Annotated in this window: 8 protein-coding genes, 1 tRNA gene and 1 pseudogene; all 10 read left to right on the top strand. The window is 59.7% G+C overall.

Annotated features, from left to right (window positions below):
• Positions 1-98, top strand: a pseudogene (locus tag ASE39_RS25875) (elongation factor Tu); the annotation flags it as partial.
• Between the two features lie 14 nt (positions 99-112).
• Positions 113-188: transfer RNA gene (locus tag ASE39_RS13775), tRNA-Trp, on the top strand.
• A gap of 91 nt (positions 189-279) precedes the next feature.
• Positions 280-666, top strand: coding sequence for a preprotein translocase subunit SecE (gene secE / locus ASE39_RS13770; protein ID WP_010467236.1), 387 nt, complete (start codon positions 280-282; stop codon positions 664-666).
• Positions 663-1,259, top strand: coding sequence for a transcription termination/antitermination protein NusG (nusG, locus tag ASE39_RS13765; RefSeq protein ID WP_010467237.1), 597 nt, complete (start codon positions 663-665; stop codon positions 1,257-1,259). Before secE ends, nusG begins: the two co-directional genes overlap by 4 nt.
• 160 nt (positions 1,260-1,419) lie before the next feature.
• Positions 1,420-1,851, top strand: coding sequence for a 50S ribosomal protein L11 (gene rplK / locus ASE39_RS13760; protein WP_010467238.1), 432 nt, complete (start codon positions 1,420-1,422; stop codon positions 1,849-1,851).
• Complete coding sequence (gene rplA, locus ASE39_RS13755; protein ID WP_010467239.1) at positions 1,852-2,550, top strand: 50S ribosomal protein L1; 699 nt, start codon at positions 1,852-1,854, stop codon at positions 2,548-2,550.
• A 240-nt stretch (positions 2,551-2,790) separates the two neighbouring features.
• Positions 2,791-3,315: a 50S ribosomal protein L10 gene (rplJ, locus tag ASE39_RS13750; protein ID WP_029414402.1), complete on the top strand. Its 525-nt coding sequence runs from the start codon at positions 2,791-2,793 to the stop codon at positions 3,313-3,315.
• Positions 3,316-3,355: 40 nt separating this feature from the next.
• Complete coding sequence (gene rplL, locus ASE39_RS13745) at positions 3,356-3,730, top strand: 50S ribosomal protein L7/L12 (protein WP_010467242.1); 375 nt, start codon at positions 3,356-3,358, stop codon at positions 3,728-3,730.
• Between the two features lie 266 nt (positions 3,731-3,996).
• A complete protein-coding gene (gene rpoB, locus ASE39_RS13740) occupies positions 3,997-8,109 on the top strand; it encodes a DNA-directed RNA polymerase subunit beta (RefSeq protein ID WP_057271515.1) in 4,113 nt (1,370 codons plus the stop codon).
• A gap of 21 nt (positions 8,110-8,130) precedes the next feature.
• Entirely contained in the window at positions 8,131-12,366 is a 4,236-nt protein-coding gene (gene rpoC / locus ASE39_RS13735; RefSeq protein WP_010467244.1) for a DNA-directed RNA polymerase subunit beta', read from the top strand.
• Positions 12,367-12,449 lie beyond the last annotated feature (83 nt).

Below are 12,449 nucleotides of genomic sequence, written 5' to 3'. Positions count from 1 at the left end.
TGATCAACCCCATCGCCATGGAAGAAGGCCTGCGCTTCGCTATCCGCGAAGGTGGCCGTACCGTGGGCGCTGGCGTCGTGGCCAAGATCCTCGCGTAATTGGCAAGGGATACAGGGGTATAGCTCAATTGGCAGAGCGTCGGTCTCCAAAACCGAAGGTTGTAGGTTCGATTCCTACTGCCCCTGCCACTTGAATGTGGCCTAAAACAAGCCCGCCAGGCCCTGGCGGGCTTCGGTGTCTTAAGCGGCGCCGTGAATCGGAAGCAGGAAATACTCAAAGATGGCCACTTCACAGGTTGAAACTGTCAATACAGGCGCAGACAAGGCCAAGCTCGCAGCGGTGGTGGCTTTGGTCATTGCCTCGGTGGCGGGTTTTTATTTGCTGGGAAAACAAGGCGCTCTCGTTCAATGGGCTGCGCTGATCGTCGGGCTGGTTGCGGCTGCAGGCGTATTTCTCGTATCGGAGTCCGGTCGGCAGTTCGTTGCTTTCGCAAAGGATGCATGGCGCGAAGTGAAAAAAGTTGTCTGGCCCACTCGCAAGGAAACCTTGCAGATGACGGCTTACGTGTTTGCCTTTGTGGTGATCATGGCACTTTTCCTGTGGTTCACGGACAAGACGCTGGAATGGGTTCTGTACGACTTGGTTCTGGGTTGGAGAAAATCATGACGACCGCTGCGGAAATCACTGGGGCAGAGGCTCCTGCAGGCGCTTCTGCTTCGGTAAACCCCGATCTGCGCTGGTACATCGTCCATGCCTACTCGGGTATGGAAAAAGCCGTGGAGCGCAACATCCAGGAGCGTATTGGCCGCTCTGGCATGCAGGATAAGTTTGGCCGCATTCTGGTGCCGACCGAAGAAGTGGTGGAGATGAAGAACGGCCAGCGCAAGACGACTGAGCGTCGCTTGTTTCCTGGCTATGTGTTCGTTGAAATGGTCATGGACGATGACACCTGGCATTTGGTGAAACACACCAACAAGGTGACTGGTTTCGTGGGTGGTGCAAAGAATCGTCCCGCACCTATTTCTGAAGAAGAAGTTCAGAAAATCGTCAGCCAGATGCAGGAAGGCACGGAGAAGCCGCGCCACAAGATCGAATTCATGGTGGGTGAGCTAGTTCGTGTCAAGGAAGGTCCTTTCACGGACTTCAATGGCTCGGTCGAAGAAGTCAATTACGAAAAGAGCCGTGTGCGCGTCTCCGTAATGATCTTCGGTCGCTCTACACCCGTTGAGCTGGAATTTGGACAGGTCGAGAAGACGTAAGTCTTTTCGATAAAACCTAGTCCTCCCTGGAAAACCAGGGAAAAAGTTGAATGTCGCACTTTTCGACTCGGTGCGAACATTGTGATAGCGAGTCGTTAACCCCGGGGAGCCAGTTGCTGCGTGGTGCAGCGAAGGCGTTATGACCCGTAAGGAGTAAAACATGGCGAAAAAAATCGTCGGTTTTATCAAGCTGCAAGTCCCAGCTGGTAAGGCCAATCCATCCCCACCCATTGGTCCCGCCCTGGGCCAGCGTGGTCTCAACATCATGGAGTTCTGCAAGGCATTCAATGCGCAGACCCAGGGTGTGGAGCCTGGTCTGCCGTTGCCCGTGGTCATCACGGCTTTTGCAGACAAGAGCTTTACCTTCATCATCAAGACGCCGCCCGCAACGACGCTGATCAAGAAGGCTATCAAGCTTGAAAAGGGTTCTTCGAATCCGCTGAAGACCAAGGTCGGCAAGATCACGCGCGAACAGCTCGAAGAAATCGCCAAGACCAAGATGAAGGACATGAACGCCGCGAACGTCGACGCAGCAGTCCGTACGCTGGCTGGTTCTGCACGCTCGATGGGCGTGACGGTGGAGGGTTTGTAAATGGCCAAGTTGACAAAAAAGCAAAAGGCCCAGCAGGGCAAGGTTGACAGCACCAAGCTGTATGCCTTCGCGGATGCTGTGGTTCTGGTGAAGGAAGCGGCTACTGCCAAGTTCGATGAATCCATCGATGTGGCTGTGCAGCTGGGTATCGATGCCAAGAAGTCCGACCAAGTGGTCCGTGGCGCCGTGGTGCTGCCCAACGGTACCGGCAAGACGACGCGTGTTGCGGTGTTTGCCCAAGGCGCCAAGGCTGAAGAAGCCAAGGCCGCCGGTGCTGACATCGTCGGTATGGACGACCTGGCCGCCATGGTCAAGGCCGGCGACATGCCGTTTGACGTGGTGATCGCTGCGCCTGACGCGATGCGCGTTGTGGGTACCCTGGGTCAGATCCTGGGTCCACGTGGCCTGATGCCTAACCCCAAGGTGGGCACCGTGACCCCTGACGTTGCTACGGCCGTGAAGAACGCCAAGGCTGGTCAGGTGCAGTTCCGCGTGGACAAGGCCGGTATCGTGCACAGCACGATCGGCCGCCGCTCATTCGACAACGACAAGCTGCAAGGCAATCTGGCTGCACTGATCGAAGCCCTGAACAAGGCCAAGCCAGCAACCAGCAAGGGCCTGTACTTGCGCAAGGTGGCTGTGTCTTCCACGATGGGTCTGGGTGTCCGCGTGGATACGCAAACCATCGCTGCAGCGTAATTGCAAGAAATCTTCGGGCGTGCCTTCACGGGCAGGCCCGATGTGGTGGGCTGGAGCTACGAAAGTAGCGACAGGCCATCCAAGACCGTTGGTGCGCGATCCGGTCGTGCTTAAAGCCAGACAAGGCACCAACGCAGATGGCGATCCCGCTGCAGATGGAAAAATTTTCCGAAACAGTTGGTCGCTGCAACAAGAGCGCGCATGAGGCACTCGCCGAGTGCGCATTTTAAGGAGTAGACCTTGAGTCTTAATCGCAGTGAGAAAGAAGCGGTCATCAGTGAAGTGACCAGCCTCGCCGCTAAAGCTCAAACGCTTGTGATCGCGGAATACCGTGGCATCACGGTCGCCGACATGACCAAACTGCGTGTTGATGCTCGCAGCAAGGGCGTGACCCTGAGTGTTCTGAAGAACACCCTGGCTCGCCGTGCTGTGGCTGGCAGCGCGTTTGACGTGGTGGCAGACCAGATGACCGGCCCGCTGATCTACGGCTTCTCTGAAGACGCTGTGGCCGCCGCCAAGGTGGTGGCCGATTTCGCGAAGACCAACGACAAGCTGGTGATTCGCGGTGGCGCTTTCGGTGGCAAAGCCCTGGATGTCAACGGCGTTAAGCAACTGGCCAACATTCCTTCCAAGGAAGTTCTGCTGGCTCAGATTTGTGGCTTGCTTATGTCCCCCATGTCGCGTACGGCCGTTGTGCTGGGCGCGCTGGCGGCGAAAAAAGGCGAAGGCGTTGCCGAAACGGCCGCCGAACCTGTCGCAGCTTGATCGCTCGGCAGTTAACCAACAAAATTGTTAGGAAATCAAAATGGCATTCGATAAAGACGCATTTTTGACCGCGCTGGACAGCATGACGGTTCTGGAACTCAATGACCTGGTGAAGGCCATTGAAGAGAAGTTTGGCGTGAGCGCTGCAGCCATGGCTGCTCCTGCTGCCGCTGGTGGTGGCGCTGCTGCTGCTGCTGAAGAAAAGACGGAATTCAACGTCGTTCTGACCGAAGCTGGTGCCAACAAGGTGTCCGTGATCAAGGCTGTGCGCGAAATCACCGGCCTGGGCCTCAAGGAAGCCAAGGACCTGGTGGACGGCGCTCCCAAGAACGTCAAGGAAGGCATTGCCAAGGCCGACGCCGAAGCAGCTGTCAAGAAGCTGGTGGAAGCTGGCGCCAAGGCCGAACTCAAGTAATTCGGTCTTGCTCAAGGGCTGGAGTGCTCCTCAAAGGGCCTCCAGCCTTTGGTGCTTTCAGAGAGCACCCGCAAGCCTCGTTGTCAACGAGGCTTGCGAGTGTCTTCTGACAACCCCGACAGCAGAAGACGCCTTGGTTCGGGTGATGTGCAACGCATCACCGTCCGCCATGGTTGGTAGTGGCCAACCGCCAAGCCCGTGAGGACACCTCTCCTCGCGGGTCAGTCGTCGAAGACCCAGGACTCATGTCTTTGCCCGGAGATCTCATGGCCTATTCCTACACCGAACGCAAGCGAATTCGCAAAAGTTTCGGCACCCGCGATAGCGTGCTCGAAGTTCCTTATCTGCTGCAGATGCAGAAGGACGCCTACACCGCTTTCCTGCAGGCTGATAAAGCACCCCAGAAAAGAACCATCGAAGGCCTTCAGGCTGCATTCGACGCTGCCTTTCCTATCGTCTCCCACAACGGTTTTGTGGAGATGAAGTTCATCGAGTACAACCTGGCAAAGCCAGCTTTTGACGTGCGTGAGTGCCAGACCCGTGGTCTGACCTTCGCCTCGGCTGTGCGCGCCAAGGTGCAATTGATCATCTATGACCGTGAGTCTTCGACATCGCAGTCCAAAGTGGTCAAGGAAGTGAAGGAGCAAGAGGTCTACATGGGCGAAGTGCCGCTCATGACCGATAAGGGCTCGTTCATCATCAATGGGACCGAGCGCGTGATCGTGTCTCAGCTCCACCGTTCGCCTGGCGTGTTCTTCGAACACGACAAGGGCAAAACCCACAGCTCGGGCAAGCTGTTGTTCTCGGCGCGCATCATCCCGTACCGTGGCTCCTGGCTCGACTTCGAGTTCGACCCCAAGGACATCCTGTACTTCCGCGTCGACCGCCGCCGTAAGATGCCCGTCACGATTCTGCTCAAGGCCATCGGCCTGAATCCAGAATCTATCCTGGCGAATTTCTTCGTCAATGACAACTTCCGCCTCATGGACAGCGGTGCACAAATGGAATTTGTGTCCGAGCGTCTGCGTGGTGAAGTGGCCCGTTTCGACATCACCGACAAGTCCGGCAAGGTCGTTGTGGCCAAGGACAAGCGTGTGACGGCACGCCACACCCGTGAACTGGAACAGTCCGGCACCACGCACATCAGCGTGCCCGAAGACTTCCTGATCGGCCGCGTTGTCGCCCGCAACATTGTGGACGCGGACACCGGTGAAATCATCGCCAAGGCGAATGATGAGCTGACCGAGGCACTTCTCAAGAAGCTGCGCAGCGCTGGCGTGCAAGACGTGCAATGCATTTACACCAATGAACTCGACCAGGGTGCGTACATGTCGCAGACCCTGCGCATCGACGAGACGGTGGACGAATTTGCTGCGCGTGTGGCCATCTACCGCATGATGCGTCCTGGCGAGCCGCCCACCGAAGACGCCGTGCAGGCCCTGTTCCAGCGCCTGTTTTACAACCCCGACACGTACGACCTGTCGCGTGTGGGCCGCATGAAGTTCAACGCGAAGATCGGCCGCGACGAATCCACCGGCCCCATGGTGCTGTCCAACGAAGACATCCTGGCCGTGGTCAAGATTCTGGTGGACCTGCGCAACGGCAACGGCGAAGTCGATGACATCGATCACCTGGGCAACCGCCGCGTGCGCTGCGTGGGCGAACTGGCCGAAAACCAGTACCGCACAGGTCTGGCACGTATCGAAAAGGCTGTGAAGGAGCGTCTGGGCCAGGCCGAGCAAGAGCCGCTGATGCCCCACGACCTGATCAACAGTAAGCCGATCTCGGCAGCACTGAAGGAATTCTTCGGTGCCTCGCAGCTGTCGCAGTTCATGGACCAGACCAACCCACTCGCTGAAATCACGCACAAGCGCCGTGTTTCCGCACTGGGCCCGGGTGGTCTGACCCGCGAACGTGCAGGCTTCGAAGTGCGCGACGTGCACGTAACCCATTACGGTCGCGTCTGCCCTATCGAAACGCCTGAAGGTCCAAACATCGGCCTGATCAACTCGCTGGCCCTGTACGCCCGCCTCAATGAGTACGGTTTCATCGAAACCCCGTACCGCCGTGTGGTGGACAGCAAGGTGACGATGGATATCGACTACCTGTCGGCCATTGAAGAAGGCAAGTACGTGATCGCGCAGGCCAATGCCGTGCTCGACAAGGATGGTCGCCTGACGGGTGAGCTGGTCTCTGCCCGTGAAAAGGGCGAATCCATCCTGTGCGGTGCAGACCGTGTGCAGTACATGGACGTGTCCCCCGCACAGATCGTGTCGGTGGCGGCTTCGTTGGTTCCGTTCCTGGAGCATGACGATGCGAACCGCGCGCTGATGGGCGCCAACATGTCGCGCCAGGCTGTGCCTGTGCTGCGCCCTGAGAAGCCTTTGGTGGGCACGGGCATCGAGCGCGTGGCGGCTGTGGACTCGGGCACCGTGGTGACGGCCACCCGCGGCGGCATCGTCGACTACGTTGACGCAACACGCATCGTGGTGCGTGTGAACGACGCAGAAGCACTGGCCGGTGAAGTGGGTGTGGACATCTACAACCTCATCAAGTACCAGCGTTCCAACCAGAACACCAACATCCACCAGCGCCCCATCGTCCAAAAGGGCGACATGTTGGTCAAGGGTGATGTGATCGCCGACGGCGCATCGACGGACTTCGGCGAAATCGCCATTGGCCAAAACATGCTGATCGCGTTCATGCCTTGGAACGGCTACAACTTCGAAGATTCGATCCTGATCTCCGAACGCGTGGTGGCTGAAGACCGCTACACCTCGATTCATATCGAGGAATTGGTGGTCATGGCGCGCGACACGAAGTTGGGCGCTGAAGAAATCACGCGCGATATTCCGAACCTGTCGGAACAGCAGCTGAACCGCCTGGACGAGTCCGGCATCATCTATGTGGGCGCGGAAGTGCAACCCGGCGATACGCTGGTCGGCAAGGTCACGCCCAAGGGCGAGACCACCCTCACGCCTGAAGAGAAGCTCTTGCGCGCCATCTTCGGCGAGAAGGCTTCTGACGTGAAGGACACTTCGCTGCGCGTGGACCAGGGCTCGCAAGGCACCGTGATCGACGTGCAGGTGTTCACCCGCGAAGGCATCCAGCGTGACAAGCGCGCCCAGCAGATCATCGACGATGAACTCAAGCGCTTCCGCCTGGACCTGAACGACCAGCTGCGCATCGTAGAGGCCGACGCCTTCGATCGTATCGAGAAGCTGCTGAACGGCCGCGTGGCCAACGGCGGCCCTCAAAAGCTGGCGAAGGGCACGAAGATCGACAAGGCCTACCTGGCTTCGGTCGAGAAGTTCCACTGGTTCGACATTCGCCCTGCGGAGGACGAAGTCGCCACGCAACTCGAGTCCATCAAGAACGCTCTGGAGCAGACGCGCCACAGCTTCGATCTGGCCTTTGAAGAAAAGCGCAAGAAGCTCACGCAAGGCGACGAGTTGCCCGCTGGCGTGCTCAAGATGGTCAAGGTGTACCTGGCCGTCAAGCGCCGCCTGCAGCCTGGCGACAAGATGGCCGGCCGCCACGGTAACAAGGGCGTGGTCTCCAAGATCGTTCCGGTCGAAGACATGCCTTACATGGCCGACGGCACCCCCGCCGACATCGTTCTGAACCCGCTGGGCGTGCCTTCGCGGATGAACATCGGTCAGGTGCTGGAAGTCCACTTGGGCTGGGCGGGCAAGGGTATTGGTCAGCGCATCGGCGACATGCTGCAGCAGCAGGCCAAGGCGTCCGAGCTGCGCACGTTCCTGGAAGAGGTCTACAACTCGCGCGGCCGCAAGGAAGACTTGTCTCAGCTGAGCGACGAAGACTTGATGGCCATGGCTGCCAACCTCACCACCGGTGTGCCTTATGCCACCCCCGTGTTCGATGGTGCTTCGGAAGAAGAAATCAAGGACATGCTGAAGATCGCCTATCCAGATGACATCGCCGAGCGCAAGGGCCTCACGCCCACCCGCACGCAGGCGTACCTGTTCGATGGCCGCACGGGCGAGCGCTTCGAGCGTCCGACGACCATCGGCTACATGCACTACCTGAAGCTGCACCATTTGGTGGACGACAAGATGCATGCCCGTTCGACCGGTCCTTACTCGCTCGTCACGCAGCAACCGCTGGGCGGCAAGGCGCAGTTCGGTGGTCAGCGTTTCGGGGAAATGGAAGTGTGGGCGCTGGAAGCTTATGGCGCCGCTTACGTCCTGCAGGAAATGCTGACCGTGAAGTCCGATGACGTGGTGGGCCGTACCAAGGTGTACGAGTCCATCGTCAAGGGCGAACACGCCATCGAAGCCGGCATGCCGGAATCGTTCAACGTGCTGGTCAAGGAAATCCGTTCGCTGGGCCTGGACATCGAGCTGGAACGCTCCTAAGCAGAAAAGGAAAGAGTCACTATGAAATCGCTACTCGACCTGTTCAAGCAATTCACGCCGGACGAGCATTTCGATGCCATCCGCATCGGCATGGCTTCGCCCGAAAAGATCCGTTCGTGGTCTTTCGGCGAAGTGAAGAAGCCCGAAACCATCAACTACCGCACGTTCAAGCCCGAGCGCGACGGTCTGTTCTGCGCCAAGATCTTTGGCCCCATCAAGGACTACGAATGCCTGTGCGGCAAGTACAAGCGTTTGAAGCACCGCGGTGTGATCTGCGAGAAGTGCGGCGTTGAAGTCACGCAGACCAAGGTGCGCCGCGAGCGCATGGGTCATATCGACCTGGCCGCGCCTTGCGCGCACATCTGGTTCCTGAAGTCGCTGCCATCGCGTCTGGGCCTGGTGCTCGACATGACGCTGCGCGACATCGAACGCGTGCTGTACTTTGAAGCGTATGTGGTGACCGACCCCGGCATGACCCCGCTGAAGAAGTTCAGCATCATGTCCGAGGACGACTACGACGCCAAGCGCAAGGAATACGGCGACGAATTCATCGCCAAGATGGGCGCCGAAGGCATCAAGGACCTGCTGGAATCCATCGACATCGACCTGTCGATCGAACGCCTGCGCGGCGACCTGACCGGCTCCGAAGTCAAGGTCAAGAAGAACGCCAAGCGCCTGAAGGTGCTGGAAGCGTTCAAGAAGTCGGGCATCAAGCCCGAATGGATGGTGCTCGAAGTGCTGCCCGTGCTGCCACCGGACCTGCGTCCGCTGGTGCCGCTGGATGGCGGCCGCTTCGCCACGTCCGACCTGAACGACCTGTACCGCCGCGTCATCAACCGCAACTCGCGCCTGCGCCGCCTGCTGGAGCTGAAGGCCCCTGAAATCATCGCCCGCAACGAAAAGCGGATGCTGCAGGAAGCCGTCGACTCGCTGCTGGACAACGGCCGCCGTGGCAAGGCCATGACGGGCGCCAACAAGCGCGCACTGAAGTCGCTGGCCGACATGATCAAGGGCAAGTCTGGCCGTTTCCGCCAGAACTTGCTGGGCAAGCGCGTGGATTACTCCGGTCGTTCCGTGATCACCGTGGGCCCTACGCTCAAGCTGCACCAGTGCGGTCTGCCCAAGCTGATGGCCCTGGAGCTGTTCAAGCCCTTCATCTTCTCGCGCCTGGAAGCCATGGGCATTGCGACGACGATCAAGGCCGCCAAGAAGGAAGTCGAATCCGGCACGCCGGTGGTGTGGGATATCCTGGAAGAGGTCATCAAGGAACACCCAGTGATGCTCAACCGTGCGCCTACGCTGCACCGTCTGGGCATCCAGGCCTTTGAGCCCATCCTGATCGAAGGCAAGGCCATCCAGCTGCACCCCCTCGTCTGCGCGGCCTTCAACGCCGACTTCGACGGTGACCAGATGGCTGTTCACGTGCCGCTGTCGGTGGAAGCGCAGATGGAAGCCCGCACGCTGATGCTGGCCTCCAACAACGTGCTGTTCCCCGCATCGGGCGAACCCTCCATCGTTCCTTCGCAGGACGTGGTGCTGGGCCTGTACTACGCCACCCGTGACCGTATCAACGGCAAGGGCGAAGGCCTGGTGTTCGCCGATACCGGTGAAGTGCAACGTGCTCTGGACGCAGGCGAAGTCGAGCTCGCCGCCAAGATCACGGTGCGCATGACCGAGTGGACCAAGAACAAGGAAACGGGCGAATTCGTTCCGTCCACCTCGCTCGTGGAAACCACTGCGGGCCGTGCACTGCTGTCCGAGATTCTTCCGAAGGGCCTGCCGTTCTCCAACATGAACAAGGCGCTCAAGAAGAAGGAAATCTCGCGCCTGATCAACGTGTCCTTCCGCAAGTGCGGTCTGAAGGAAACGGTCGTGTTCGCCGACAAGCTGCTGCAAAACGGCTTCCGTCTGGCCACGCGCGCAGGTATCTCGATCGCCATCGACGACATGCTGGTGCCCCCACAAAAGGCCGGCATCATCGAGCGCTCCGAGAAGGAAGTGAAGGAGATCGAACAGCAATACGTGTCCGGTCTGGTCACCTCTGGCGAGCGTTACAACAAGGTGGTGGACATCTGGGGCAAGGCCGGCGACGAAGTGTCCAAGGTGATGATGGCCCAGCTCTCCAAGCAGAAGGTCATGGACCGCCACGGCAAGGAAGTGGACCAGGAGTCCTTCAACTCCATCTACATGATGGCCGACTCGGGTGCCCGGGGTTCTGCTGCGCAGATCCGCCAGGTGGCCGGTATGCGGGGTCTGATGGCCAAGCCTGACGGCTCGATTATCGAGACGCCCATTACCGCGAACTTCCGCGAAGGTCTGAACGTGCTGGAGTACTTCATCTCCACCCACGGTGCCCGTAAGGGTCTGGCCGATACGGCGCTGAAGACCGCCAACTCGGGTTACCTGACCCGCCGTCTGGTGGACGTGACGCAGGATCTGGTTGTGACCGAAGAGGATTGCGGCACCGCCAATGGTTCGCTGATGCGCGCCATCGTCGAAGGAGGTGAAGTGATCGAATCGCTGCGCGACCGTATCCTGGGCCGCACGGCGGCTGAAGACGTGCTGCATCCAGAGAACCGCTCGGTGCTGGTCCAGGCGGGCGTCATGCTCGACGAAGACATCATCGAAGGGCTCGAAACCGCTGGGGTGGACGAGGTGAAGGTGCGTACCGCACTGACCTGCGAAACCCGCTACGGCCTGTGCGCCAAGTGCTACGGACGCGATTTGGGCCGTGGTGGCCTGATCAACCTCGGCGAAGCCGTGGGTGTGATCGCTGCCCAGTCCATCGGTGAACCCGGCACGCAGCTGACCATGCGTACGTTCCACATCGGTGGTGCCGCTTCGCGTGCCGCCATCGCCTCGAGCGTGGAAGCCAAGTCCAACGGCGTGATCGGCTTCAACGCCACGATGCGCTACGTGAGCAACACCAAGGGCGAGCTGGTGGTGATTGCGCGTTCGGGTGAAATCATCATCCACGACGAGCATGGCCGCGAGCGCGAACGCCACAAGGTGCCTTACGGCGCGACGCTGACGGTGAAGGCCGACCAGACCATCAAGGCTGGCACGATCCTCGCCAACTGGGACCCGCTGACGCGCCCCATCATCACCGAGTTCGCCGGCCAGACCAAGTTCGAGAATGTCGAAGAAGGTCTCACGGTGGCCAAGCAGGTCGACGAAGTGACCGGCCTGTCCACGCTGGTGGTGATCGACCCCAAGCGCCGCGGCGCTGCCAAGGTCGTTCGTCCACAGGTGAAGCTGATCGATGCCCAAGGCAACGAAGTGAAGATCCCTGGTACCGACCACTCGGTGACCATCGGCTTCCAGGTCGGCGCGCTGATCCAGGTGCGCGATGGCCAGGACGTGGGCCCTGGCGAAGTGCTGGCCCGTATCCCGGTCGAAGGTCAGAAGACCCGCGACATTACCGGCGGTCTGCCCCGCGTGGCTGAGCTGTTCGAAGCCCGTACTCCGAAGGACAAGGGCACGCTGGCCGAAATGACCGGTACCGTGTCGTTCGGCAAGGAAACCAAGGGCAAGGTCCGCCTGCAGATCACCGATCCTGAAGGCCACGTGTTCGAAGAACTCGTGCCCAAGGAAAAGAACATCCTGGTGCACGAAGGCCAGGTGGTGAACAAGGGCGAATCGATTGTGGACGGCCCGGCCGACCCGCAAGACATCCTGCGCCTGCTGGGTATCGAAGAGCTGTCGCGCTACATCGTGGACGAAGTGCAGGACGTGTACCGCTTGCAGGGCGTGAAGATCAACGACAAGCACATCGAGGTGATCGTTCGCCAGATGCTGCGCCGCGTCGTGGTCGAGAACGTCGGCGAGTCGAACTACATCGGTGGTGAGCAGGTCGAGCGTTCCGAGATTCTCAACACCAACGATGCGCTGCAGTCCGAAGGCAAGATCCCTGCGACCTACAGCAACCTGCTGCTGGGTATCACGAAGGCATCGCTGTCGACCGACTCGTTCATCTCGGCCGCTTCCTTCCAGGAAACCACCCGCGTGCTCACCGAGGCTGCCATCATGGGCAAGCGCGACGAGCTGCGTGGCCTGAAGGAGAACGTCATCGTGGGCCGCCTGATCCCTGCCGGTACCGGCATGGCCTACCACCAGGCTCGCAAGGCCAAGGACGCCATGGACGACGCCGAGCGCCGTGCCATCGCCGACGCCGAAGCGGCCGAAATGGAAGCCCAGGCAGATGCACCGGAAGTCGAAGGCAGCATCTCCACGGCGACCGACGCAGCTGCTGACTAAGCCCTCGGGCTGCCTCTGAAAAGCTCCCGTCCTGTCCTTGGCAGGCCGGGAGCTTTTTTCTGGAGCACGCGCTTCGATCTTTT

Source organism: Acidovorax sp. Root267 (assembly GCF_001429215.1).
GTDB lineage: Bacteria > Pseudomonadota > Gammaproteobacteria > Burkholderiales > Burkholderiaceae_C > Acidovorax > Acidovorax radicis.
Note: the sequence above shows the minus strand (reverse complement) of the source record. Positions and strands in the feature narration are given on the sequence as shown.